This window comes from Sulfobacillus sp. hq2 (genome assembly GCF_002903155.1).
Lineage (GTDB): Bacteria > Bacillota > Sulfobacillia > Sulfobacillales > Sulfobacillaceae > Sulfobacillus > Sulfobacillus thermotolerans.
The window spans coordinates 210644-236632 of record NZ_NWUL01000047.1; the positions used below are offsets into that span (position 1 = coordinate 210644).

The window sequence follows — 25989 nt, forward strand, 5'->3', positions numbered from 1 at the left end:
TTTCAGGGCGACTTCAGTAAGAGTGGTTAAGATGACACTGGAAGTGCAATCAAGTCTGCCTTGCATTCTTCCACAAATTACAACGAAAGAGGGCACATTTGTGATGACCAATCGCACCAAGACCCTAATTATTGGTCTATCCGGCCTCATGGTCGTCGGAGGAGGCGCCGTAGCATTCGCTCAGTCCTCACCAGCCCCTTCCCCAGCCATTCAACTTAGCACAAACACCGTCATGCCCCATACGAAAAAACATACCCACTATAAAGGCCTAGCTGTCCGGGTTACAGCGATTAGCGGACAAACGCTGACCGTGACGCATGGCAAGAACGCACTGTCTCACACCATATCGTTAGCTAATGCCGCGATAAAAGCGGGCCCCTATAGTGTCCTTGCTAATACTATCAAAACAGGAGAACACCTGCGCATTGTTAGCTGGCAAGGCTCGCATCCCCAGATCTTTCTGGTCCCGGTGGTCCACGGCACCTTACAAAATACTAATGGAACTTGGACAGTTGTGGGCAAAAAGAAAACCTGGACGCTGACCGCAGTCAGTACCGCACAACTCGTTGGTTTTTCGACTCTCACGCCAGGGCAAAGCGTGACCGCCTACGGTGTGACGTCCTCGACAAGCCTCGCCCCGACGGTTTTGGCAGCACCGGCTAACCGGACCCTCGCCCATGTTACAAGTGCTGCCAATGGCCTTATTACGCTCACGACCAAAAAATGGGGAACCGTATCTTATACGGTGCCTTCCCCGGCGCCTCATTGGCTTGACCACCTAAAAGTCGGTCAACACGTCCAGGCCATTCTCAACCCGCAAACCCACGCTGTCTTGGCCCTGATGCCCAAACACCTCGCGCCATGGAAAAAAGTTGCTGATATCGCACGACACAATGTCGTGGGAACCTTAACGGGAAGCAATACCTCGGCCCTTAACCTCACGACCGCTTGGGGCCAAGCCACCGTGAATATTGCCGCAAAAACCGTCACTATCGTCTACCCCGGACATCCCACAGCATCCTTGTCGCAAATTCCAGCGGATGCCATGGTCGCCGTTCACGTCACCGCCCATAAGGTGCATATTCGTGTCATGCATGACGCCTCCACGGCTAATTAAACTATTGTGGAGCAAGGGCGCTCTAACGCCCTTGCTCCACACTCCCTTGGATCAAAGATAAATCTGCTCATTGCCGTCCTTTTTATATCAACAGGAGGTTAAAACCCCAATGCGTCGATCACTTATCCTCCGCATCACCCTTCTTGCAGCCGCTACAGGATGGCTTATCACGGGATGCGGAACAACACCGAAACCGAGTTCTGAAGCACCTACGCAGACCGTCAGCTCTCCCCATACTTTTTCTCATCCGCGAGATGTCCATGTGAAAGGTCATGTCACCGCTATCTCCTCGACATCGCTCACCATTACGACGAAAAAAGACAAAACGAAAGTGTTCGTGTTCACACCTCACACGCGATTTACATCACAACACAAACCGATTGCCGTCACATCAGTCAAAGTGGGCAATGTCGTTATGGTCAAGGGTCAACACCAAAAGGGCCACCAATTGGTCGCCCTTATTGTGCACGTCTCTTAAGAAGGGTCTTGGGGATATGCAATTTGGGGCGAATAATGGGTGCCGGGGAGCCCAAGAATGTGCGAGGGCAATCCGATTCCTGGATAGCCTTTCAACGAAAGAACGGCGGACAGATTCACCGTACGTTGCCCCGTCATCAGATTAATGGCCATATAACTGCCTGCCGCAGGATTTCCTAACACCACCTCATCCCCTGTAAAGTTGATCACGCTAAAGACCGGGCTGGGGCCGGGGCCAAAATACACTGGCACATGATGATAGCTTGCTCCCAATACTAAGCCATTCGGGTAATTTTGATAGATATCGAAAACGAACGAATGCCCATCTAAATATCCAGAAAATCCCTCCAGTGGCACAAACGCCTTGCTGGAAAACACCATCGCCTTATCGGTAGGGCTTTGATATCCCTGCGCAATGGCGGGCACGATTTGCGTACCGGTGAGACGTCTGACATGAACCCCCGCAAATTCCGGTGTCGAAAATGTGGCCGCAGCGTCCATCGACGGCATCGCCCCGGAAGGATATTCGCGCATGGACATCGCCATTTCCATGGCGCCGGTGGCAGAATGATAGTCATCAGCTTGGTATAATACCGAGCCTTCCTGCCATATCACGGTGGTATGCGCCCCGTCCGGCGCATTCAACACTTCGAGCACCCCGCGGGTCTCCGGCAACAAATGACGGTGCAGATATAGCACCACCTCTTGCGCCTTTTGCACATCCCCTAAGACAGATCCTCCCACCACTTCTAACGTCCAGTCGCCTTCGTGCCACTCGACCAGTCCACTATTCCAACGAGTTCCTGTCAACCCGGTTCCGAGATTCACCGTTTGGGGCGCCGAAGACGGTGGTTGAATATAGAGCAACTGATGCAAGGTGGCAGCGGCTCCACTCGGGGAACCATATTCTGTGGCGCCAAATCCGCCAAGCACATCTGCTAAACCACCGTTAACGCCGGAGTCATCCTGGGGATTGTTTAAACCCATGGGTGTCTTGGTCAGCTGAAGATTCACCCGGTAGAACGTGGGGGAAGCGGTGGCTGATGCGGCAAGGTAGCGAGAGGTCGCAGGAATCGCAATGGTTTCCGGGGCTTGCAAGGCCACTTGAGTATGCACTTTTACGTAATTCATGGCCTGCATCACAACCGGATTAAAGGGTCCCGTCACCGTTGGCGCTGTTGTTGTGACCACAGACGTTTTAATCGCGGATGTCCCATTTGGTTGGCTTGCAAGATTTGGTGAAGGAGACGTAGGACGCGGGGTCGCCGTCGACTTGTTGCGTGCGGGCGATGTTTGGGTTCGTGACGCGGCTTTGTTCGGTTGCGGTGGCACGGCCTGATGCGTAGCACCGCATCCGGTCAAAACCCAGCCGCATGCCGCGCCCACCGCCACCAAACTGAAAGTCTTCATCATTTCGCACCTCCGATTTCTGCAATATAGAACGTAGTGCACCCGTTGGAGGTTACACACAACGTCTTCTGCTCCCCCTTGGCTAATCACGGCGCCACGATTACGGAAAAAGCGCTATACTTCTCAAGAGAATAACCAGGTCCAGCCTAGGACCCCAAGTAAAAAACGAATGCATCGTCTGCAGGAGCCGCACGTCTTTGCCCTCAGATGAACCCGAAGGAGCTGACCGATGCCGAATCCCAATGCGCTTTTGACTTCGTTTAAAGAAACGTCCCATCAAATCAGCGGCCATGGCCGCCGGCGAGTCCAGATATTAAAAGAAGCGTTAGCGGACACTGAGGAAATGACGGACGCGGACTATTATGGTCAAGGCGTGATCATCGAGGAGTTTCAGAACAAAATCGCCGAGTACTTGGGTAAAGAGAGTGCCGTATTTTTTCCTAGCGGGACCATGGCACAGCAAATTGCCTTGCGCATTTGGTGCGACCAAAAAAATCTTCACAAAGTTGCGTACCATCCCCTATGCCATTTAGAAATTCACGAAGAAGGCGGATTGCGCCACCTTCACCATATTGAGCCGATCCTCGTTGGTGCCCCCGATCGCCTCATCGACCTAGCGGACGTCGTCAACTTGCCTGAATCCGTCGCTGTTTTACTGCTCGAGTTACCACAACGGGAAATTGGCGGTCAACTCCCCCCGTTCGAAACGCTCCAAGACATCGCCCATGTCTGCCGTGAGCGAGGCATCGTTCTGCACTTAGATGGCGCACGGCTGTTCGAGGTGTTGCCCTATTACCAAAAAACTGCGGCTGAGGTGTCTGCCCTCTTTGAGAGCGTCTATGTATCCTTTTACAAAGGGATCGGTGGCATTGCAGGAGCCATCTTGGCCGGACCTAAGCCATTCACAGATCAGGCAAAAATATGGAAACGCCGCCATGGCGGCGACCTCATCAGTTTATATCCGTACATTCTATCCGCCGACTACTTTTTTCATCGGCGTGTCAACAACATGGCCCGTTATTACGCCCAAGCGCAAGAGTTAGCCGCACGCTTTAATCGTTTACAAGGCGTTTGGACTATGCCTTTGGTCCCTGTCAGCAATATGTTTCATGTCTACATCGACTTGCCCAAGGAACAGGTCGAGGCGATATTAGAGCAGCTTCACCGCGCATCCGCCATCGGTCTGACAGGAGTTTTACGCGAACAGGGAACCCACAGCCGCTCTTTTGAGGTCAGTGTGGGTGACCAGCTCGGCATGATTCCTGAGCTAGCCTTACGCGATCTCTTTGACCAATTCAATACGTTGCTATTGGACGCGGTGCGCACCAAGGAATCCGTTGACTAGCGTTGGCCCCTAAAAAGGGCCCCGGTAACCAATCTTACCGGGGCTCCCGTCCCATTTAGGACATTGCTTCGTCTTCCAACAGCTCGTGGCGCAATAGACCCAATATCATTTGATCCATAGGCTGCCCGTTAACTCGTAACGCTTCACGTAAGCGTCCTTCCACTTGAAATCCGACTTTAGCATAGGCCTTCAAGGCACGGACATTGCCAGGCCACGTGTCTAATTGTATGCGGCGCAGTCCAAATCGCTGAAACAGAAAGCGACACATCGTTCGAACTGCATCCGTCCCATATCCCTTGCCCCAGTAAGATTTATTCCCAATCAGAATCCCTAGAACGGCGCTGCCTGCCACAACATCCATATCCCGATAACTGACTTCACCGATAAAGTCATCGTCATCCGTAAATATTCCCAAACAGCCAGATACTAGGTGATGGTCCACTAAAATACTCTGCTCGAATGCCGCCATAAATGCTTCTTCCGGTACAAGGCTAGACGCATATGACTCTCCCGTAGCCCAAAACATGACTTCAGGGTCGAGACGCCAATGGTAATACGTACGCCACATATCGCGGGTAAAAGGACGCAGGGTGATTCGGGTTCCTTGGATCAAGCAAAATGCCTCCCACGAGAGGTCCTGACCGCTGCCACACCGAAGAAATTGAGGATAATGCCCCGTGACCTACAATCTCACACTCTCTCTAATTTTTTATGACTCATGGATCCTTCCGGTCTTAAGTTCTTTAGGCATACCACGCTTTGCATCATGGCCATCCCTCCCCCATTCGGTATTTGTAGGATATTCATTGAGTTCATAAAAAACAAGGCCCAAGCAATCAGGCGGTCCCTAAGCACTATTACATCGATGTCATCTGGTCTTGTAATGCAATGAATTGTTCGAGAAGCGGCGTCAAATCCGTGCGGATTGTTTCCCGCACCGCAACAAATCAATTCCACCATAATGGTGAACTCGATGGCGTAAGCCAATCATGTCACGCCACAAGATGTGTGAGTATCGATCTTTTAAGCGCCAGCTCAACTGGCTCGGTCCGCAGTGTAAAATCGTGGTAAACGCATCAACCATGGTTTCGATGATGACCTCATCATCCCGCGGGGCGCTCAAACGCAGATACTCCTTCGTGTTGAATCTTCGGTTGCAATTTTGGGAGAATTTCCGCCCAGGTCGACAGAGCGGCCCAAAATCTCAGCCATCTGTTCCTCAAGACGACTTAACAATCGCCCGTTGTACTCCGCCAGCCCGCGGGCCGATTTCGAGGAAAAGGATGCCTGACTCCGGTCTTGGGGGATCAAAAACTATCCAAACGTTAGGCCAGGCCCCCATCGAATGAAAGTGGACTCTTTTTCGAATTTTTGACGCGAAATCTCGGCAACAGGCTCAGAACGGCGAGGCATGTGCGAACATGGTTGCACAGAACAACCTCCGTGGCGGTGCCAAGCATCGCCCCACTGAGCATTGCGCTCCTCCCTTCGATTATGATCCCCGTCGCGCATGTCTGTTGACCGCCGTTTCCTTCTCTGTGCGTAACCAATTCGCTCCATCCGTCGTTGTTTAAGCAGATGAGTCAGACGGCTTGAGACGCGCCTCGGGGAGGCATTCTAATGAGACGACACGTTTCAATCGTTGCGACCGTGGCCGTTGGTGTGTTCTCGCTTGCGGGATGCGGAGTCAGTCGCCACCTCGCAGCCAATCCGACGGGCAATGGAACGGTCCGCGTTTCGCATATCGTTCCCCGCAACGGATTGAAGCTACCGAGGTCGACGACGCCCTCTTCGACAGGGAGCACCACCGTAACCACCACCACGCATGGCCATTCCACGGGGACCCTCAAAGTGACCATTGTGCATAGCGCCGTGGCTGCCGGCGCAGACGGCGGCGTTATCCATTTTACAATATTGGCCATTCGCCCGTATCGCTCCGCGGATGGTCCACCGTCGTCGGTATTACGGCCTCCGGGAACCAATCTCATCTTGCCGTTCGCCGTGATTCGACCATGTTTGGGCCCTACTTTGGGCACGGTATCCCGAACGTACCCACAGTTACCCTGAAACCCGGGCGTTCGGCCGAAGAGACATTCATCGGGTCTGATATGCCGGGTCAGAACGGCAAGGCAGCTACAATCTATCACCAATTACGGATTACGCCGCCGGGCAGTACGCGATCGTTTGTGGTGTCGGCGTGGCTACCCTATGCCGACGCTTATTTCTCCTCCAGTTCCGGTATCGAAGTGTCTGTGATTGCACGGACTAAAGAGTTTAATCCGTAGCCCGAGCTGCGATTCGATATTTCGACGATCCTTGCGGTTTACTCTAGTTAGGCGATTGGCCAAACGGTTCTCAAAGCGCTTCCCTGCTGTCGCCGGATGGTAACAACCGTCGCGTCTTATTCACGCCCGTGACGGACCTACACCATCGATCCCGAGCCCCTGTCGACTACCCCGTATCACACGCGGAAAACGGAGCCGCGTGCGGGCCTGTCAAAAGGAGTGTCTGCTCAGAAGGATTGTACGCAATGTAAACGCAGTTATCGGCTACAGTGGTGGCGACACTTTGCCGACACTTTTTGAAGTCCGAAAAGTGTGATGGCCCAAGGGATTGGCGAAATCTCCACAAGATCGCGGTGAAATTCTGACAAAATGCGCCAAACGCGGAAGGACAGCTGGGTACGACACGAGTGAAGACTGTGTCGACGGCATGCGCAGACACGATAGGTCACTACCCATTGGGGAAGACGAGGATGAGGATGAACAAAACCGGGAAGGGGACCCTATTTCAATCACAGAATACAGATACTCTTTCTTTTTAGGTGGATTGTTAAGACAACGGGAAGAGTACTTCTTGGGGAACCTTCGAATGTTTGAGACGTCCAAATAGAAAAATACCTAAAGACCCATTCAAGCTCGGAATATCTTACAGTCCAGAATAAAACTAAGCGACGGAATAAATGGCTAGGATAAAAAATTGAAGAGGATAACTGGTGGAGACGAGGGGAGTCGAACCCCTGACCTCTAGAGTGCGATTCTAGCGCTCTCCCAACTGAGCTACGCCCCCAGTGCATTGCCTATTATAGTGGCCTGTTCGAGTTCTGTCAACAAAAAGGTGCCGTCTTTTTGCGTCATAAAATGGACGTGAACTACTCCGCATAGGTTGGACGCAATGTGGACATCTTATGCTTTAACAATGCCTAGTAAACTTGAACGAGGCCCCATACATTGCCAAAAGGATCAGTCATTTGACAGACCCAACGTTGGTCCACCCCAAAAATTGGCCCACGAAACAGCCCACAGCCTTTGGACTGTAGCTGCGCGATACTCTGATGGATATCCGCCACCCGCCAATAAGGCACAGGCCCTGTTGAACGGGTCGGCGTTTTGTCATCGTATGGGTGAAGCCCAATGCTCACCCCACAGAGTCGAAATGCACAATAGTGGGGGTCATCAAAAACGGGGTCGACTCCTAAAAAATCCGCGTACCACGGTTTAGCACTTTGCACGTCCGGCACAAATAACAAAATTTCTTCAAGGCCGAGAAAAAGACTCATGGACCCCTCCTATGCCAAACGCATGGCATTTTAGTATAGCGGGCGGCCCGCAGCCAATGCCATGATGGTGTAAAAAGCGCGGTAAACCTCTAGCATGCTGTGAGATGTATACTGCACCGTACGTCCCCCGGTGCGTTGGGTGCCCGGGCAATACGTGGCACGGTCGGCCATATCCGTCGTCATCACCGTCACTTCTAAGGTCACAGGTGTATCAGGAATAAAGGGAGACAAGCGCCCACTGTGCCACTTCGCTAACGCATCATGTACGCCTTGACGCAAAGCCATCGCACTTTCCAAGCCACTTAACAGGTGGGCTGCCCGTCTGTTGGTGGCTGTTTTCACGCTCACCGCAGTGACCCATGGCAGCAATTGCGACGCTTCGGCACACACTTTGTCATCGCCACTGACGAAGCCGACTGGGACCTGATAATGACCGGCCACGGCAGCATTCAGCCCCGTTTCCCCGACTTCCACGCCATTGAGCCGCACTTGAAAAATCTCGCCTGAATAGGTATGGTCCATCACGGCCTGCGGCGTTCCCGCCATAGCGTGATAGCCGACAAAGAATGCCACATCCGCCTGATCTACACCTTGCACCATCGACCACGGCTTACCCCCGCCTGAGATTAACGTCACCCCTTGCGGCATCGACGACCATAGCACATTGAGCATCCCATCGTGGGAATCATTGACGACAATGCCTGTCACTGCAGGGTCCTCTTGCACAGCACCAATAACCGTCGTGATATCTTGCATCAAGTAGTGCACGGCTTGGCTGTAACGCTGCCCCTGAGGAAGTAATTGGTCACGGTCCACAATCCCGCTGATGCCCTCCATATCGACAGAGATCCATACCTTCACGTCTATCCCTTCCTTTCCGGGTCGGCGGACAGCCACGGCCAGAACCCCGTGCGCCCCGTGATTTTATTATTCCGGTAAAACACAATGCCCTTCAGCCACTCCCGTTCTGTCCCCGTTTCTGACACAGACCACGTGAGGTCCACATGGTCTGCCGATGGCGTTACCAGCAGTCCCGGATCATCTCCGCCCTGCATTCCAGACGTCCACCCCGAAAACTCTAGACCCTTTCCCCACGCATACACGACGACCCGCGCGGACCATAGTCCCTCGAGTTTGACCCTGCATTGCACATGGTCCTGCCCTTGCCTATGTCGCCAACGGCTAGCCACAATACCATAATCACGACGCAAAAATTTCGTCAAAGACTCGGCCCGTGGCTGGGGCCAGACCGCTTCCTGATCAACGACCGTAGGCGTGACACGGCCGAAAACCTCCGTCTTACGCGCGAAAGCCAGAAGAAAGGGCTTGATTAATTCCACTTGACTCTCATAAGACAGCAGCGAGACCCTTTTGGCTTCAACCGTCGGGGCGTCATAGCCAAACTCCTCCCAGCGCAAACCAGGATAGGTGGTAAGCGAAGGTGGAACCTCCTGACGCATTTCCGGGCGATATGCTAAAGGCAAGGGCCACCCATTCCAATGCACCAAATATCCCAAATGTACCGTATGCTCCGCCCACGACAAACCTTGGGCGCGGCACGCCATCAGGGCGAGGCTCCCAAAAGCCGATGTCGCCCAGTGGTCGGGGTGCTGGTCCAGCATAAGGGGGGTAACCACCCAATCAGGCTGAATCTCGGTGAACAGTCGAATAATGGCATTCAGTAATTCGGCCCCGGTATAAGGGGTGCCGTAAGTGGGTGACTCGATGTACGGACCGCGGCTGCAACCCGTGGTCGGGCTGACGAATAAAGCGGCCGCATCATAATGCAAAAACAAATGATCCAGGCCTCCATCAGGAAACCCTAAAAAGATCACCCGTTCTTTAGGCACTCCCAAGGCCGCCATGGCTTTTTGCGCCTCAATTTGGCGCTCATAACCTAGGTGAATGTATTCTTCCGACGTAACGGTCAGCGAAAGATAATAGCGTTCGGCATCTTGTACAAAGCCGTCACCAGAGGTCATCAAAACGACATAGACATCATAGCCCTGCCGCACTGCCTGATGGATAAAACCACCCGCGCCTAATGCCTCGTCATCAGGATGAGGCGCCATCACCAAGACCCGCCGCCGTCCTGCCATCTTACGCTCGGTCGATGACAAGTAAGACGTCATTGGCGTCGACTGCACTGCCTTTTTGAACCTTTACGCTCTTGACGCGTCCTGGCACCGGTGACGTGACCTCATTTTCCATCTTCATCGCTTCCAAAATCACCAACACCTGCCCGACCTCGACCGAACTTCCTTCTTGCACTTTGACGTCGAGGACAGATCCCGGCAACGGCGCCTCGATGATCGTCTCCCCATCTTGGGAGACGACAGCAGCTGGCTTCCGCGCAGGTTCCGCCGACGCTTTGGGCTCCCTAACCGGGGCAGGCTGCGCGGAGACTTCCTGACGCGGAGCGCTGGCCTCTTTGACTTCTTCCGCCTCTACTTCATATAGAACCCCATTCACTCGAATTCGAAACTTGCGTACCGCCATCTCCTGTGCCTCCTCCACCAAATTGCATGTCATTAAACCCTTGTGTTCGTTACCAACCAACCCATCGCCATTCCGAAGGCTGGGGCCAGACTTCGCGAATCTTCACGGTGAATGCCGTCTGTTCTCGTTCATCTTCCATCATGAGCGCGACAGCCATCATGACCGCGGCGAGGTCATCGGGCCTTGTCGATTCCGGCATAATATCCTCCCTTCACCGCGTTACAGCGGCATATTGCCATGGCGTTTATGCGGACGATCATCGCGTTTGTTTTGCAGCGCCATCAGCGCTTGTGCAATATGTCCTCGCGTCTGCGCGGGTTCAATCACCGCATCCACAAAACCACGTGCCGCCGCCACATACGGATTGGCAAACTCTTCTCGGTACTCTTCAGCCTTTGTACGGCGCATCGCCTGGGGATCTTCTGCGGCATTGATATCTTCACGAAAAATAATATTGGCGGCCCCTTCCGGTCCCATAACCGCTATCTCTGCCGTCGGCCAGGCAAAGACCCAGTCTGCCCCCAGTGAGCGGCTACACATCGCCAAATAGGCCCCTCCGTAAGCTTTGCGCAAGATCACCGTCACCTTGGGAACCGTCGCCTCGGCATAGGCATACAAGACTTTGGCGCCATGGCGAATGATCCCGCCAAACTCTTGGGCGGTTCCTGGCAAATAACCTGGCGTGTCCACAAAGGTGACCAGCGGAATATTAAAACTGTCACACAGTCTTACAAACCGCGCCAGTTTGTCCGAAGCATTGATATCCATCGTGCCTGCCAACACGCGGGGCTGATTGGCACAAATGCCGACCGAATGTCCGCCAATGCGCGCCAATCCAATCACAATATTGTCAGCATAGCCGTTTTGAATTTCTAAAAAGGAGTCCGGATCCACAACACTCGCAATGATGCGCTTCACATCATAGGGCTTATTCGGGTCCAAAGGCACCGTCTCGGCCAACGCCTCATCCATGCGGTCCAAAGGATCCGTGCACGCCGTGACAGGCGGCAGCTCACGGTTATTGTTCGGCAAATAGCTCAAAATCGTACGGACTAGTGCCAAGGCTTCGGCATCATCAGCCGCGGCCATATGAGCCACGCCGGATTTGCGAATTTGAGCCTGAGCTCCTCCAATTTGCTCCCCGGTCACATTTTCTCCCGTCACCGTCTTAATGACTTGAGGACCAGTAATGAACATCTGTCCTGTATGTTCGACCATTACAATAAGGTCCGTCAGCGCTGGGGAATAGACTGCCCCGCCGGCACTTGGCCCCATAATCACCGTAATTTGGGGAATAACGCCTGAAGACCAGGTGTTGCGCTTGAAAATCTCCCCATAGCCAGAGAGCGCATCCACGCCTTCTTGAATGCGTGCCCCACCCGAGTCATTTAATCCGATAATCGGAGCTCCGGTTTTGAGCGCTAAATCCTGCAAACGGACAATTTTTTGAGCATGCATCTCGCCAAGTGAACCACCCGCGGAAGTGAAGTCTTGCGAGAACACATAGACCACGCGGCCGTGAATACGCCCTACACCTGTCACCACGGCATCTGCTGGAATCTCTTGCTGATCCATGCCAAATGCCCGAGCGCGGTGGCGGACATGCGCGCCAATTTCCTCAAATGAGTCCGGATCAAGCAACGCGGCCACCCGTTCGCGCGCCGTCATCTTCCCTGCCGCATGTTGACGAGCAATGCGGCTAGGTCCCCCCATTCCGACAATCGCTGCTTGGCGTCGCCGCAACTCTTCTAAGGGTTCCTTGTCCACCACAAAACCTCCTGAAAAGGGCCCAAACAGCGGGCCCTTGTGTTTACTTCAACCAGCCCCGATAACGCATCGCCTGCGCAATGCGTTCCACCGCCACTAAATAGGCAGCCTTTCGCAACGTCACCCCAAAACGTTCATGCATGGTATGCATTTCGGCCATGGCGCGGGACATATATTCTTCCAGGCGGCGGTTAACCTCGTCTTCGCTCCAATAAAATCGTGTCTGATTTTGCACCCACTCGAAATAGGAAACCGTCACGCCGCCAGAGTTACCAAGAACGTCGGGAATGACCATAATGCCTTTATCAAACAAAATGCGATCGGCCTCAGGCGTTGTGGGCCCATTGGCCCCCTCTCCCACAATGCGCGCCCGAATCTTGCCCGCATTGTCCGCTGTAATCTGGTTTTCCAACGCTGCTGGAAAGAGAATGTCAACGGGCAACTCGAGCAGTTCCTCATTGGAGATGGGTTCTGCACCCGGGAATCCTGTAAGAAAGCGGTGCACTCTTTGGTATTCCAATAACTCAGGAATATTAATGCCACTGGGATTGTACAAGCCGCCATCCTTGTCCGAGATGGCTAACACCTTGGCTCCCATAGCATAGGCAATATCGGCCGCCACCGACCCGACATTGCCAAATCCCTGAATAGCAATCTGGCTTTTGGCAAAATCGATGCCCAGTTCTGTGGCCAACTGTTTTGTAGCAAATACTAAACCACGACCAGTGGCCGCAACGCGTCCTGCCGATCCCCCAATTACCATCGGTTTGCCCGTAATCAAGCCAAACGTGTTTTCCCCACGTATCCGCGAATATTCATCAACCATCCACGCCATAATCTGAGGATTCGTGGAGACATCTGGTGCCGGAATATCCTTATCGGGACCAATGACCAAACTGACGGCACGAATGTACTCGCGGCTGAGGCGCTCAAGTTCGTGGTCGGACAACTGATCCACGTCGCAGGCAATTCCTCCTTTGGCACCGCCATAAGGCAATCCAAGCAATGCGCATTTCACACTCATCCACATGGCGAGCGCCTTGACTTCATCCATGTTGACTGCCGTGTGAAAGCGCAAGCCGCCTTTGGTCGGTCCCAAAGCATCATTGTGCTGCACACGGTATCCGTTGAAGACTTGTAAATTGCCATCGTCCCGTATAAAAGGGACTGCCACTTCGAATGATCGGAGTGGCTGTTTGAGAATTTCATAAACGGCTGGCTCTAACCCTAGCGTATCCACGGCCTCTTTAAACGCCTGTTGTGCCCGCAAGTACGGGTTAAGTGACGAATCCGCCACTGTTTCCGCCTCCCCCAGTGTGTCTCATCGAATCCGGTCTGGTCCCGAATTCGCCCGTATTATAGCACACCTTAGAGAGAAAACCGGAATTGCTCAAGCGTCTTGATATTTTCCGCCGATTCCTGTTTTGAGGACTTTAATCTTGACATCGTCCGCGATCTTCAGAACGACCACTTTGTCATCAATAGAGGCCACCGTACCAATCAGACCGCCTACCGTTACCACTTGATCGCCCTTTTGCAAGCTGTTTTGCAGCTTTTGCCGATTTTTTTGATTCCGTGATTGCTGCATGAACATCCAAATCGTCATGCCGATCAGTACGGCGAAAAAAACCCAGTACAGTGTGCTCGTGCCATGCGTTGTATGCGTGGTCATCTCCCCATTTCCTGTCAGTCATTTCTGCGCCTTATTGTGGCAGATTTTCCTAAGACTTCGCAAGTCTAACGTTTCCATTTGGCATAACCTTGGATATGAGCCAAGGGGTGTAAGGCGAAATGTCCCCGGGATAACGGCCGGTGTATCCACCCTGGTGGCAGCGCGTGTCCTGTCACAGCGGCTGCCGGAGCAGGCTTTGGCACGATCGGAACAATGTGTTGCCTAATGGCCGAATGACGGGTAAAAAGAGCGCTAGATACCGGCGCTTTAACCCGAATTCCTGGTGCTACGGGCTCTTCCAAGGGATGTCCCAACTTGTGATGGGGGTTGTGCAAGATGGGTTCTACTAAAGATTGCAAGGGTTTGCTCATGGGAACCGGACTGGCCCAAGGCACATGGTGTTTGGCCCCTTGGACCTCGCTCCACAGCAATGTGCGTCCCACAGAACTGGGTTGCCGCGCAATGGCCGTTAAGGAGGAATGACTGACGGCCGAGACAACCACTAGCCGCCCTTGCCACAATCCGCTTTGTTGCAACAGGTGACGCTCAGTGGTTTGCACCTGCGCAAACCAGGTTTGGCGCTGCACGCCAAAGGCAGCCGCCAACACGACAAACGGATGGTGTGCGTTGAGGTAGCCGTCTTTGCGGGCTTGGCGGGTTAAGTCAGCCACCGCGCGGACAATGGGCAGCCCGGTAATCGGAATTTGGGAGAGCACACGACGGCCCCTCGCATCTTTCCCACTGGCGCTGACCACAATGTGGTTGGGGCCCGCGACCACCATGCTCATGCTCGAATTCATGTCCAAGCTCACAACCGCCGTGGCTTTCAGCGGTGTGGGAGACTGTGGGCCGTGAGTCAAAAGAAGGGCTAATGCGCCCACCGCGGCCGCAACGCCCCACAGCGCCCGCTGCCATGGCGAGTGCTCGGGGAGACGATATTCCTGGCCCACCTCTAGATGATGCCTTAACATGCGCACGCGCTTAAACTGCCCCCCGGGCAATAGGAGTGTCACATGGTGAGGTTCTACCGCAATAACCAGCGCCTGACGGTGCAAGACGTTATTCATCTTGTATTCGCCCCCGCACATAGTGTTGCAAGTAGGGCCAGTCCGAAACTAAAATCAGCGTAATCGCAATAATGTACTTGCGGTGCCGTTCAATGACTTTGCGGCTTATCCCCGTCTCCAACACTAAGTCCTTAATCGGTAACTCCTTACGCGTCCAAAAATATTCTCGGTGCCGGGCACTATGCGCAATGTGATGACTCACGGCGATCGCACGCTGGCGCGCATCTTGGTGCCGTGGAGAAATTTTGGGTAACTCGGCTACATGCATCCCAAACGCATGAAGTGCCTGTTCCAATTCCGCAATTTCCTGCACCCTCACCTCTTGGCTCAGCTTGTCGCGCCACACTCGGTGAGCCATGAAGTCAATCTGTGTTTGCAACACATGCCCTTGGGGATCCTCGTGTTCGAGTTCGCTCAGCAAGACCTCCGCCGGCCCCGAATTTTTCTTCCGGTAATAATCGATCAAGCGGCGCTTAATCACTGTCTGGGCAAATCCCACAAAACTGCCCTTGGTCTTGGTGTATGCGCCAATGGCTTCATTGAATGCCAACATCGCCACCGAAATTTCCTCATCAACGCCTTGATGCAGATAGCGGCCCGCTACCTTGCTAGCGGTCTTTAAGATGAACGGAACATATTCCGAAATGAGTTGATCTCTAGCGGCCACATCGCCGCTTGATGCGCGTGCGAGCAGAGAAATCGAGACATTGGCCGCTGGATCCGACCGCATTCCCACTCCCCCTCTCCTCATGCTCTGGTCTATTCGTCCGTTAACTCCGGTTCGGCCGGCAAGCCCAAATGCAAATATGCCCGGCGGGTTAGAATGCGCCCACGTGGCGTACGTTGTAAAAATCCCTGTTGCAGCAAATAGGGCTCGACGACTTCTTCAATTGTGCCGCTTTCTTCTCCGACCGCAGCCGACAAGGTTTCTAGGCCCACCGGGCCGCCATGATAGCGTTCCGCAATCGACACCAACAGGCGCCGATCCACTTGATCGAGCCCCATCGGATCGACGGCCAATAGTTCCAATGCCTCGGTAGCTAGGACAAGCGAAACCTGTCCGTCTCCCCGCACCTGCGCATAATCCCGAATCCGCTTTAGCAACCGATTGGCAATGCGAGGCGTGCCCCGGCTCCGCCGCGCAATCTCATAGGCCGCATCCGGATGCATAGGAATCCCTAAAACCCGCGCAGAACGGTCCACAATGTGAGCGAGCTCTTCGGGATGATAGAAATCGAGATGCAACAGCACCCCAAAACGGTCCCGCAACGGCGACGCCAACATGCCAGGCCGCGTCGTCGCCCCAACTAAGGTGAACCGGGGCAAGTCGAGACGGACCGACCGCGCCCCAGGTCCTTTTCCCAAGACCAAATCCAGGGCAAAATCTTCCATGGCCGGGTACAGCACTTCTTCAACGGGACGGGACAGACGGTGGATTTCATCAATAAACAACACTTCGCGATCATCAATATTCGTTAAAATGGAGGCGAGATCGCCGGGTCGTTCAATCGCCGGCCCCGATGTATAGCGGATGCCGACGCCGAGTTCGTTGGCAATAATATGGGCCAGTGTGGTTTTTCCCAAACCCGGCGGGCCGTATAACAACACATGGTCCAACGGCTCTTTGCGTGCTAGACTCGCTTCGATAAAGATGGACAGTTTCTCTTTGAGTTCCTCTTGGCCGATATACTCCTTGAGCCGATCGGGGCGCAGTGTCCCTTCTGTCTCAGCCTCTGCCCCCGAATGACCAGAGACTACCCGGTCTTGCATCGTCCTTGCCCCCTTTATCGCCTGTCAAGCGTACGCAATGCCTCACGAATCCGGTCAGCCAAATCTCCTTCGGCCGCCGTTTGCCGAGACGCCGCCTGGGCTTCCTCCAAGGAATAGCCAAGAGCCATTAACGCTTCCCCCACGTCATCGAGTTTGACCGAGCGGGGCAAAGATGGCCCAGCGTTCGGAGAGTGGCGGCGGGGCTTGTTCTGCCATTTTCCCGAAAGCTCCAACAAAATACGCTGGGCCAATTTGGCTCCCACTCCTGGCGCATCCTTGATGGTTTGCCATTGTTCTTGAGAAATCGCCTCTTCCAGGCCATCGACGCCTAGTACCCCGAGCACGGATAAGGCGGTCTTAATGCCCATGCCCCCCACCGCAATCAGGTCCAAAAACGTTTCCCGCTCCTCGACCTCCAAAAAGCCAATCAACCGCCAATTGTCTTCTCGCACCACCAAGTGGGTATAGAGATGGACGGGGTTTTGGACGTCCGGCAGTGCTGCCAAGGCCCGTTTCGACATATCCACCCGAAATCCAATACCGTGAACATCCACCACACACGCATCGTCATCTTTGTGGACAATTTTGCCGGTTAGTTCGCTTATCATCGCAGCACCTCCCGGAATTTCACCCATTCCAACCCCGTCATCGCAATCGCTAACGCATCGGCGACATCGTCGGGCTTGGGCACGGCCTCCAGATGCAACAACCGCGTGACCATCATCTGCACTTGGTGCTTGTCGGCCCGGCCATAGCCGGCCACTGTTTGCTTCACTTCCGCCGGTGAGATTTCGACAATAGGAATATTGCGCTGGCTCAAGGCCAAGAGCACCACCCCACGTGCCTGTCCCACCGCCAAGGCCGTTTTCGTGTTTTGCCCAAAAAAAAGTTTCTCCACCGCCCCATATTCCGGCTGATACCGGTCAATCACAGCGATGAGCCCCTCATACAGATGTTTTAGGCGCTCGGGTGCGGACAACGTGGAGGAAGTCAGCACAGCCCCGTAATCATGGGCCAAGGGCTCATGGCGCACTTTGTCAATAATGCCCCACCCGCATATGGCCGTGCCCGGGTCAATTCCTAACATCCGCATAACACACCCGCTTCCACAATGTCCCTGCGCTGCTTATAGCGTCTTGCTTTGTTAAATACCACAGCGGCAGGGAAAAATCCTCTATTTTTTGTCAGGACATATGTTCTATGCGACTTTAGGGCATGCGCTGCGTTTATGCCAAGAAGGAAAAATACGCCATTGTTCTCCCCACCTATGGGGTGAAAGACTTCTGGCGCCCGTCTATGAAAAGCGGCTTACTGGGGCGTAAGCCCCAGTCACGCTTGGGTCTCACAAAAAACCCTTATTAGGCTTCGTCCATCTCAAAGTCTTCTGGGAACTCCGCGTTAAAGAAGACTTTTTCGACATCATCATGGTCTTCTAGTAAATCAATCAGGTCTAACAGTTTGTGGGCATCGTCACTGCTCACTTCGGTCGTCGTTTTCGGCAATTGCACTAATTCCACATCATCCACTTTAATGCCTTGGCTTTCAAACGATTCCCGCACCTGATCCAGCACATCAGGAGCCGTGAGGACGACAAATTCCCCGTCTTCTCGGCGCAAATCGTCTGCCCCCGCCTCAATCGCCACATCGAGCAATTCCTCTTCGCTCTTGTTCGTCTCGGTAATGGTCAGTCGACCTTTGGACTCAAACATCCAGGCCACACAGCCTGTTTCCCCCAAAGCCCCTCCATGACGGGAAAAAATATGCCGCACTTCTCCCGCGGTGCGGTTACGGTTGTCCGTCAAGATTTGCAAGTAAACCGCCACACCGCCGGGCCCATAGCCCTCGTAGACCACTTCTTCGTAGTGCACGCCCTCTTCCTGACCGGTAGCCCGCCTAATGGCCCGGTCAATATTGGCTTGAGGCAAGTTGTTGTCTTTCGCTTTTTGGATAGCCAAGCGCAAGCGGAAATTCGTATCGGGATTGCCGCCTCCTCGCTTCGCCGCCGCCATAATCTCTTTGGTTAGGCGCGAGAAGACGGTCCCCTTCACCGCGTCCACTTTGGCCTTTTTGCGTTTAATATTGGCCCACTTCGAATGCCCCGACATCGTGCAGTCCTCCTTAAAAACAAGTACCGTCTCCTATTGTCTTTACGCCTCATTCAAAATGGCGAGTGATTGGCATGCGCCTGTCCCGCCCAAACGCCCGCGGAGTCACTTTAATCCCTACGGGAGCTTGACGCCTCTTGTATTCATTACGGTTCACCAACTTAACAACCAGATCTACAAGAGCCGGGTTTAAGTCACGGGCCTTTAACGCCTCCGGAGACAAGTCTTCTTCAATATAACCCTCTAAGATCTGATCTAATATATCATAAGGCGGCAAGCTATCTTCGTCCTTTTGATTAGGCCGCAACTCAGCACTCGGCGGCTTTGATATCACGCGCTTGGGGATACGCGTCCGCTCCTGATTGAGCCACCGCGCCAGGCGAAATACTTGGGTCTTTAGCACATCTTTCAATACAGCAAATCCCCCTGCCATATCTCCATAAAGAGTGCTATACCCCGTGGCCATTTCGCTTTTGTTTCCCGTGGTCAACACCAGCCAACCAAATTTATTCGACAACGCCATCAACAAAGTGCCGCGAATTCGTGCTTGGAGATTCTCTTCGGTTAAATCCAAAGCACGCCCCGCAAACACCGGCCCCAACTCATCCAAAAACGCCGTCATAATATCCTGAATCCCTAGCTCCCATGTCGCAATACCTAAATTCTTGGCAACCGCCAATGCGTCTTCCCGGCTCTCCGTCGACGTAATGATTGACGGCATCAACACCCCATGCACTCGCTCACTGCCTAAAGCATCCACAGCAATCGCCGCCGTCAAAGCGGAGTCAATGCCGCCTGACAAGCCAATGACTACGTCCTGAAAATGATTCTTCTCGACATAATCCGCGACCCCTAACACGAGAGCCTGATAAAGTTCGGCATCGTCTTCTAAAACCGGCGTACACGTGAGGTCATAGCGTGGAGCATCTAAATGGCCCAAGGAGCCTATGCGGACAACCCCTACCTGGTCAGAGACTGGGCCCAAGCGCCATCTTGGGTCGATAAATCGCCGGTGCTGACTAGGCGTCGCGTGCAGGGTCAACGACAATTCGTCTTCGTCAAAAGCGCGCGCTCTGGCGAGCACCTGGCCGTCGGGCCCAAATACCGCACTTTGCCCATCAAACACTAATTCGTCTTGCGCTCCCACCAAATTCGTCCACAGCAGATATGAGGCCACGTCATCCGCACGCGTAGCTAACATCCGTTCCCTGGCCGCCCGTTTTCCCCGAGAATAAGGTGATGCACTGATGTTGATTAAAAGATTGGCCCCTTGCCGCGCTTGATCTAAGTACGGACCGTCGGGATACCAGACGTCTTCACAGATGGATACCCCAATTTTCCAGGCGCCCGCATCAATAATTTCCGTCTCACGCCCCGGCGTAAAATATCTCGCCTCATCAAATACCCCATAATTGGGCAAATACTGTTTTTGCACCCGCGTCACCCAAGTCCCTTCGTGCGCCACCACCGCTGCGTTGAACAAGCCCCCATCGGCATAAGCATAGCCAAAAATCGCCATCAGTCCTTGCGAATGCCTGACCATTTCATCACAAGCCTGTTGCAGGGTTTCAAGAAAGTCTGCACGAAACAGCAAGTCTTCCGGCGGATATCCTGCAAGCGCCAATTCTGGGAACACGACGACATCGATGTGATCGCGCCGGGCCCGCTCCATGGCGGACAGCATACGCTGTAAATTTCCTGCGACGTCGCCCACCACACTATTCATTTGCACCAGACGCACATTGAGTTGCGTCATGCTTCCATCTCCCCCGATGCTAAAGTCCGCAACCATTGCGTCATGGCCAAACCCATCGCCACCATCGTCTGACCGCCTTCACCGCTCACAGGAATCACAAGGTCTGGACAACGCCCACTTGAGGCTATAAGACGAAGATTCATAGAGGTCTTGACGGCGGGCCTCTCTTTGACCTCTAAACCGGCGGCGCGCAAATAGCGAGCAGCCCACTCACTCCACGGGTCTGGCCCCGTCAGCCACACTGTTTCCGAGAGCAGGCGCAACTGTCCATCATAGCCAATCTCATCCATCAATATTTGGCGAGAAAACTTTTCAATCGTCCGGTTATCGAGCTCCATGCGTGCATTGCACCGCCTTCATGCCAATTTTCGTTACGGCTCCTTGCACCCCATCGACTAAAAATAGACCCTGTGGCCAATACTGGACATCGTCAGGATGCTCCCGCCACAACTCCCACAACGTCACCGCTTGGCCGGCCACAGCAAGTGTCAAAGTTCCTAACACCCCCGCTTCAAAGCACCGAGGACCTTGCTGCAATGTGCCAAATAAACAAAAAAGACACTGCGTCTTAGGAGAAAGCAGTGCAGACATCCCTTCCGCGCGAAGCGCCGAGGAGAAAATCCAGGGAGCACCGGTCTGAAACGACCATTGTTGAATGGCCATGCGCGCAGGCCAATTATCCGAGGCATCAAAAACGATATCGCAACCCGCTAATAAACGGGCCGCGTTGTCGTCCGTCAACGCCTCAACCCGCGCCGACAAACGCTCTGGCGCATAGCGCACAAGACATTTTGCTTTAAAGTCGCCAATATCCGTCTCGTTGAACCATGGCTGCCTAGGCAAATTGGACAAGGCGATGCGGTCGGCATCAATCACCCGTAACTCTTCGATCACCGGATCATGCGCCAACTGCATCGCCAGTGGCGATCCAATCGCGCCGCCCCCCACTATGGCTGCTCGCACTGTCCGCTCCCTCCATTTCCTCCCCGCTCAGCTCACGCTTTCATGCATCGCCCCAGTTCCTCTTTGGCTTCTGGTGTCCATAAATCCACCATATCATCCACATAACGCGAGGTGCGCACAAAGGTCTCATCATCCGATTGCCATAATGGAAACGGCAATAAGGCCGGATAGTTGGTAATAAACAAGCTGAGATCCGGAATGACGGCTAACGCATCAGCCCAAGCCTGACGCGCATCTGTCAGTTGTCCTTGAAGAAAATGTGCCAGTCCCACACTGTAAAATGCTTCGGGATAACGTGACAAGCTTTGTTGAAAACATTCTACAGCTTCTGTCGGACGATTCGCGCGTAGCTGCAGCATGCCCAGCAAGTAATAGCCATCTTGACCTATCGCCTCGGTATCCCAAGCAACTAACTCTTCCAACGGTTCGCAGGCTTCATCCCACAGTCCTTGACGAAACAAGGTCACGGCCAGATGATACAAGCCCCGCAAGTAGGGGCGAATGTTGACATCTTCCCAACTCGTATGGCGTTGGTGATGCGGCAAATCCTCCTGCGCTTGCGCAATAGCCATCTGAAACAATTCTTGCGCTTGTTCGAAATCGCCCCACGACAAATAGACCTGACCCAGGCCGTTTAAAGCATCTGCACGGTAAGGGTCGAGTTCAAGAGCCCGTCGAAAATGAACTTCTGCATTTTCCAGTTGGCCTTGCTCCATCTCTTGCCATCCTAACCGCTCTTCATCTTGCGCTACCATGCCCTCACTCCTTACACCGTAAACCGGTAATACCGGCGTCGGCCAATACGCATCCATGACCCCGCAGCGATGCTCAGGACATCTGTCACCGCTAAGCGATTGCCATCCAGCACCACGGCTCCTTGCTGCAATAACCGCCGTGCTTCTTGTTTGCTAGGCACATCGGGCATCGCTGCCACACACTCAATCGCCGACACCTGCCATGGATTGCTAGGCATCGCCACCGAAGGCATGTCCTCGGGCACTTGATGCTCGCGAAACTTGCGGTCAAAAGCCTCTTGTGCTGCCACCGCTGCGTCCTCGCCCGCAAATCGCGTCACCAGCCGTTTCGCTAAATCGGCCTTCACATCACGTGGATTCTCACTTTGCACCCGTTCTTCCCATACCGTGCGATTTTCTCCTAAGAGCAGCATGGCCCACCGGGTAATCAAGGTGTCGGGAATGGACATGATTTTGCCGTACATCTCCTCGGGGGGTTCACTGATGCCGACATAGTTCCCCAAACTTTTTCCCATGCGTCGAACGCCGTCGGTGCCTTCTAAAATCGGCAAGAAAATTCCGACCTCCGGCTCCAACCCATAGGCTTCTTGAATTTGACGGGCCGTCATGATATTGAATCGCTGATCGGTGCCGCCCAGTTCCACATCCGCCTTTAATGCTACGGAATCATAGCCCTGCATCAGGGGGTAGAGAAGTTCATGAAAATAGATGGGCACATGTTCAGTAAACCGATTATGAAAATCGTCTCGTTCTAACAAACGGGCAATCGTCATTTGACCCATGAGCCGAATCGTGTCGGCCAGCTGCATCGGCTCCAGCCATTCACTGTTGTAGCGTAAAGTCAGCCGGTCTGCATCTAAGATTTTGCGCGCCTGTTCAATATAAGTGGCGGCAAAAGCCTTGACTTCATCCGCCGTCAGTTGCTTGCGCGTAGCCGCGCGGTCTGTCGGATCTCCAATGCGGCCCGTCATGTCACCAATCAAAAAGACCACGGTATGGCCCAGTTCCTGGAATTGGCGGAGTTTCTCGATGACTACCGTATGCCCCAGGTGAATGTCAGGGGCCGTCGGATCTACCCCCAGCTTAACCGTCAAAGGGCGCCCCGTCGCCTGCGATTTCTCTAATTTCTCTTTGAGCAACGCGGGACTGACGACGTCATCGGTGCCGCTGATAAGCCAGTCCAATTGTTTATGAATGTCTTGCAAACCCAATCCTCCCTATTATCCTGCCGAGAGTATATCATACTGATAGATTGCCTAAAAATCTTACTCTCGGTCTCCCAACGTCGCGACCGTTACGCCGTCGCCCCCTTCACCGCGCTCGCCCAGTCGGTAGGTGCTGACCCTAGGGTCAGCCTTTAACAGCTGTCCAACAGCCTTGCGCAACACCCCGGTGCCTTTGCCGTGAATAATCCGGACTTGAAAGGCTCCGGCCAAGACCGCGTCATCGAGGTATTTGTCCACCACATCCACCATCTCATCGACCGTCATCCCGCGCACATCACACTCCATGTGAAGATTTTGCGCTTTGGCCGACGACAGCCCTTGATGGCGACCCGGCGATTTTCTCGTTCGCCCCGGTTGCGGAGCCTTAGCGGCCTCTAAATCCCCAACGGGCACCTTGACTCTCAGCGCCCCCACTTCGACCAACGCCACCTTGCCGTTGACCTCCAGGACCTGCCCAAGCCCTTCAAAGTCGCGCACGTGAACATAATCTCCTGCCTGCCAATGCCCTTCGGGACGCGCTTTCGTCGTTTCTAACTCTTGGGGCAAAATGCCCCGCCGCCGCCAAGTATCCCGCAAAGCCTCCACAGCGCGCGCCTGGTCTGGTCCTTGTTGATGGCGCACTTCTAAAATGGCTTCGGTCATCTGATCATGCAACTGGTCCAGTTCATGCCGCCACTGATCGCGAATCCGGCGCATTTCCTTTTCCCGTGTGTCAAGCCATTTGCGCCGCTCTTGTTCCAAGGCCAAGGTTTGGGCCGCTAAGGCGTCCGCTTGTTCGCGCACTTGCTGTTTGGCAGCACGCAACTCCATTTGCAAGTGATTGGCTTCTTCAATCACATCGGCCAAGGTCGTGCCTTCTTCATCCATTAAGGCCCGTGCCTGGTCAATCACCTCAGCCGGCATGCCTAGGCGCTGGGCAATATAGAGAGCATGCGAGCTGCCGGGTTGACCCATGATGAGATGGTACGTCGGTGTGAGGGTTTCGCGATTAAACGCCACTTGGGCATTTTCAACGTCCGGCAAGCGAAATCCCAGCAATTTCAAACGGCTGTAGTGCGTCGTAACAACCGCATAAACATGATGAGCGCGCAAGCGGTGAATCATGGCTTCGGCGAGGGCCGAACCTTCGTCGGGATCCGTTCCGGCCCCCAATTCGTCAATGAGACAAAGCGTCTTGTCGTCGGCAAATTCCATCATGGGAATCAGCCGCGCCATGTGGCTCGAAAAGGTGGACAAATTTTGCTCAATGCTCTGCTCATCGCCAATATCCACCCATATCCGGTCAAAGAGCGGAATCGTTGTCCCTGCGCGGCACGGCACCATCATACCGGCCAAAGCCAGACTCACAATCAAGCCGGTCGTTCTCAGCGCGACGGTCTTGCCTCCCGTATTGGGACCCGTAATAATTAAAATATGACGGGACTTGGCTAATGACAAATCGAGCGGGACCGGGTCTTCAATCAAGGGATGTCGGCCCTCGATAATCTGTAAATCTTCCCCGCCGATAATGGGCAGAACTGCCCCGGAGTGCTGGCCGTAGCGGACAATCCCCAACAGTTCATCAAGCCAAGCCAATGTCTGTTCTGTCACCACACAGTCATCGGCCACACTTCCGACCGTGCGGGACAACTCCGCGAGCAAGTGGCGAATTTCTTCATCTTCTTGATTGCGCAGTTCTGTCAATTGATTTTGTTTCTGCACAACCGGCATGGGCTCCACAAATACCGTTTGCCCACTAGATGACCGGTCATGCACAATTCCTGGCACTTGATTACGAAACATCGCCTTGACGGGCACCACACGGCGTCCAAATCGTAGGGTGACTACGGGATCTTGCAAAAACTCGGCCCAATGCCCCGAATGAATAATCCCATCGAGCAGGCGGTCAATCTCCGCCTCCGATTGTCTGATTTCACGGCGAATTTTTTGTAAAACAGGACTGGCGTGGTCCTTTACCTGTCCATGCTCGTCTAATATGCGAAAGATAGCCTGCGCGACGTAACCTAAGGACGGCAAGCGGGCAATGCGCTGTGCCAATAACGGCATGTCTTGATCATTTGTCCACGTACTAACCGCCTCGGCAACCTTCAGCGTCACCCCAATCCCTAACAATTCTTCGGGGTTCAACATTCCGCCTTTTTGCGCCCGCCGCACCAAATCCTTTAGAGGAATGGCGCCTTTGAGGGAGATCTCCAGCGTCTCGGCGTCACGCACCAGTCGCATGACTTCTTGCAAGGCATCATGCCGTTGGCGCAACGCAGCCTCGCTCAAATACCCCGCGTTGACAATGCGCTCATGGCCCATGGGCGTATCCGTCCAGGCGGCGACTTGCTGAAGCACGGCAGGAAACTGGACTAAATCGAGACTGATCCGCAGCCGGCTGTCCGCTATGGTATCAAGAGTGTTCACGTGCCCCTGCCTTTCTCTTCTCTAAAGATCTGTTAAACTCTTGCGTATGCACCTTTGGATTATAGCACCTGAAAAGGCCACTGCGTTTGCAG

27 protein-coding genes, 1 tRNA gene and 1 pseudogene are annotated in these 25989 nt (G+C 53.9%); 5 read left to right on the forward strand and 24 right to left on the reverse strand.

Annotation, left to right across the window (positions count from 1 at the left end; all coding sequences use genetic code 11):
• Positions 1-100: 100 nt before the first annotated feature.
• Together CO251_RS14475 and CO251_RS14480 are read left to right on the forward strand one after the other, a co-directional pair.
• Positions 101-1117 (forward strand): hypothetical protein, encoded by a 1017-nt coding sequence (locus CO251_RS14475; protein ID WP_146039101.1) that lies wholly within the window; start codon positions 101-103, stop codon positions 1115-1117.
• 109 nt (positions 1118-1226) lie between these two features.
• On the forward strand, positions 1227-1595 hold the full coding sequence (locus tag CO251_RS14480; protein ID WP_103376522.1) for a DUF5666 domain-containing protein: 369 nt from the start codon (positions 1227-1229) through the stop codon (positions 1593-1595).
• On the opposite strand, the gene CO251_RS17840 is transcribed toward CO251_RS14480, so the two are convergent.
• The gene (locus CO251_RS17840; RefSeq protein ID WP_242968629.1) at positions 1592-3007 is read right to left on the reverse strand and encodes a hypothetical protein; all 1416 of its coding nucleotides are present in this window, start codon (positions 3005-3007) and stop codon (positions 1592-1594) included. The genes CO251_RS14480 and CO251_RS17840 overlap by 4 nt on opposite strands.
• A 226-nt stretch (positions 3008-3233) precedes the next feature.
• Here CO251_RS17840 and CO251_RS14490 point away from each other — a divergent pair, with 226 nt between their 5' ends.
• On the forward strand, positions 3234-4349 hold the full coding sequence (locus tag CO251_RS14490) for a low specificity L-threonine aldolase (protein ID WP_103376523.1): 1116 nt from the start codon (positions 3234-3236) through the stop codon (positions 4347-4349).
• A gap of 55 nt (positions 4350-4404) precedes the next feature.
• Here the strand turns inward: CO251_RS14490 and CO251_RS14495 are convergent, their stop codons facing one another.
• Positions 4405-4962, reverse strand: a complete 558-nt coding sequence (locus tag CO251_RS14495) for a GNAT family N-acetyltransferase (RefSeq protein ID WP_103376524.1) — start codon at positions 4960-4962, stop codon at positions 4405-4407.
• Positions 4963-5259: 297 nt separating this feature from the next.
• Positions 5260-5493 (reverse strand): annotated as a pseudogene (locus CO251_RS14500) (hypothetical protein); the annotation flags it as partial.
• A gap of 476 nt (positions 5494-5969) precedes the next feature.
• Here CO251_RS14500 and CO251_RS17845 point away from each other — a divergent pair.
• Both CO251_RS17845 and CO251_RS14510 read left to right on the forward strand, forming a co-directional pair.
• The gene (locus tag CO251_RS17845) at positions 5970-6416 is read left to right on the forward strand and encodes a hypothetical protein (protein WP_242968630.1); all 447 of its coding nucleotides are present in this window, start codon (positions 5970-5972) and stop codon (positions 6414-6416) included.
• Positions 6311-6634, forward strand: a complete 324-nt coding sequence (locus CO251_RS14510) for a DUF4232 domain-containing protein (RefSeq protein ID WP_242968648.1) — start codon at positions 6311-6313, stop codon at positions 6632-6634. The genes CO251_RS17845 and CO251_RS14510 overlap by 106 nt, the downstream gene beginning before the upstream one ends.
• Before the next feature lie 708 nt (positions 6635-7342).
• On the opposite strand, the gene CO251_RS14515 is transcribed toward CO251_RS14510, so the two are convergent.
• The 21 genes from CO251_RS14515 to CO251_RS14610 all read right to left on the reverse strand — a co-directional run bounded on the left by CO251_RS14515 (position 7343) and on the right by CO251_RS14610 (position 25897).
• Positions 7343-7418 (reverse strand) — tRNA-Ala (locus CO251_RS14515).
• 133 nt (positions 7419-7551) lie between these two features.
• Positions 7552-7908 carry a VOC family protein gene (locus tag CO251_RS14520; protein ID WP_103376528.1) on the reverse strand — a complete coding sequence of 119 codons (357 nt, stop codon included), beginning with the start codon at positions 7906-7908 and terminating at the stop codon, positions 7552-7554.
• Between the two features lie 30 nt (positions 7909-7938).
• Positions 7939-8769: a M55 family metallopeptidase gene (locus CO251_RS14525; protein WP_103376529.1), complete on the reverse strand. Its 831-nt coding sequence runs from the start codon at positions 8767-8769 to the stop codon at positions 7939-7941.
• A 2-nt stretch (positions 8770-8771) separates the two neighbouring features.
• On the reverse strand, positions 8772-10040 hold the full coding sequence (locus CO251_RS14530) for a PIG-L deacetylase family protein (protein ID WP_103376530.1): 1269 nt from the start codon (positions 10038-10040) through the stop codon (positions 8772-8774).
• A complete protein-coding gene (locus tag CO251_RS14535; RefSeq protein WP_103376531.1) occupies positions 10009-10407 on the reverse strand; it encodes a biotin/lipoyl-containing protein in 399 nt (132 codons plus the stop codon). Before CO251_RS14535 ends, CO251_RS14530 begins: the two co-directional genes overlap by 32 nt.
• A gap of 49 nt (positions 10408-10456) precedes the next feature.
• Entirely contained in the window at positions 10457-10606 is a 150-nt protein-coding gene (locus CO251_RS17465; protein ID WP_158246369.1) for a hypothetical protein, read from the reverse strand.
• 20 nt (positions 10607-10626) lie between these two features.
• Positions 10627-12174: an acyl-CoA carboxylase subunit beta gene (locus CO251_RS14540; protein WP_369825290.1), complete on the reverse strand. Its 1548-nt coding sequence runs from the start codon at positions 12172-12174 to the stop codon at positions 10627-10629.
• A 43-nt stretch (positions 12175-12217) separates the two neighbouring features.
• Positions 12218-13471 carry a Glu/Leu/Phe/Val dehydrogenase gene (locus CO251_RS14545; RefSeq protein ID WP_103376532.1) on the reverse strand — a complete coding sequence of 418 codons (1254 nt, stop codon included), beginning with the start codon at positions 13469-13471 and terminating at the stop codon, positions 12218-12220.
• A gap of 93 nt (positions 13472-13564) precedes the next feature.
• A complete protein-coding gene (gene yajC / locus CO251_RS14550) occupies positions 13565-13846 on the reverse strand; it encodes a preprotein translocase subunit YajC (RefSeq protein WP_103376533.1) in 282 nt (93 codons plus the stop codon).
• Positions 13847-13911: 65 nt separating this feature from the next.
• A complete protein-coding gene (locus CO251_RS14555) occupies positions 13912-14913 on the reverse strand; it encodes a hypothetical protein (protein WP_103376534.1) in 1002 nt (333 codons plus the stop codon).
• The gene (gene sigI / locus CO251_RS14560; RefSeq protein WP_158246370.1) at positions 14906-15643 is read right to left on the reverse strand and encodes an RNA polymerase sigma-I factor; all 738 of its coding nucleotides are present in this window, start codon (positions 15641-15643) and stop codon (positions 14906-14908) included. Before sigI ends, CO251_RS14555 begins: the two co-directional genes overlap by 8 nt.
• A 29-nt stretch (positions 15644-15672) precedes the next feature.
• Positions 15673-16683, reverse strand: coding sequence for a Holliday junction branch migration DNA helicase RuvB (gene ruvB, locus CO251_RS14565; protein ID WP_103376536.1), 1011 nt, complete (start codon positions 16681-16683; stop codon positions 15673-15675).
• Between the two features lie 14 nt (positions 16684-16697).
• Positions 16698-17291 (reverse strand): Holliday junction branch migration protein RuvA, encoded by a 594-nt coding sequence (gene ruvA, locus CO251_RS14570; protein ID WP_103376537.1) that lies wholly within the window; start codon positions 17289-17291, stop codon positions 16698-16700.
• Positions 17288-17776 carry a crossover junction endodeoxyribonuclease RuvC gene (gene ruvC / locus CO251_RS14575; RefSeq protein ID WP_103376538.1) on the reverse strand — a complete coding sequence of 163 codons (489 nt, stop codon included), beginning with the start codon at positions 17774-17776 and terminating at the stop codon, positions 17288-17290. The genes ruvA and ruvC overlap by 4 nt, the downstream gene beginning before the upstream one ends.
• Positions 17777-18041: 265 nt before the next feature.
• Positions 18042-18788, reverse strand: coding sequence for a YebC/PmpR family DNA-binding transcriptional regulator (locus CO251_RS14580; RefSeq protein WP_103376539.1), 747 nt, complete (start codon positions 18786-18788; stop codon positions 18042-18044).
• 49 nt (positions 18789-18837) lie between these two features.
• Positions 18838-20544: an NAD+ synthase gene (locus CO251_RS14585; RefSeq protein WP_103376540.1), complete on the reverse strand. Its 1707-nt coding sequence runs from the start codon at positions 20542-20544 to the stop codon at positions 18838-18840.
• Entirely contained in the window at positions 20541-20882 is a 342-nt protein-coding gene (locus CO251_RS14590; protein ID WP_103376541.1) for a hypothetical protein, read from the reverse strand. Before CO251_RS14590 ends, CO251_RS14585 begins: the two co-directional genes overlap by 4 nt.
• Positions 20869-21507, reverse strand: coding sequence for a ThiF family adenylyltransferase (locus CO251_RS14595; protein WP_103376542.1), 639 nt, complete (start codon positions 21505-21507; stop codon positions 20869-20871). Before CO251_RS14595 ends, CO251_RS14590 begins: the two co-directional genes overlap by 14 nt.
• Positions 21508-21539: 32 nt before the next feature.
• Positions 21540-22262, reverse strand: coding sequence for a tetratricopeptide repeat protein (locus CO251_RS14600; protein WP_158246371.1), 723 nt, complete (start codon positions 22260-22262; stop codon positions 21540-21542).
• 11 nt (positions 22263-22273) lie between these two features.
• Positions 22274-23467, reverse strand: coding sequence for a tyrosine--tRNA ligase (gene tyrS / locus CO251_RS14605; protein WP_103376544.1), 1194 nt, complete (start codon positions 23465-23467; stop codon positions 22274-22276).
• 60 nt (positions 23468-23527) lie between these two features.
• Positions 23528-25897 carry an endonuclease MutS2 gene (locus CO251_RS14610; protein WP_103376545.1) on the reverse strand — a complete coding sequence of 790 codons (2370 nt, stop codon included), beginning with the start codon at positions 25895-25897 and terminating at the stop codon, positions 23528-23530.
• Between the last annotated feature and the right edge of the window lie 92 nt (positions 25898-25989).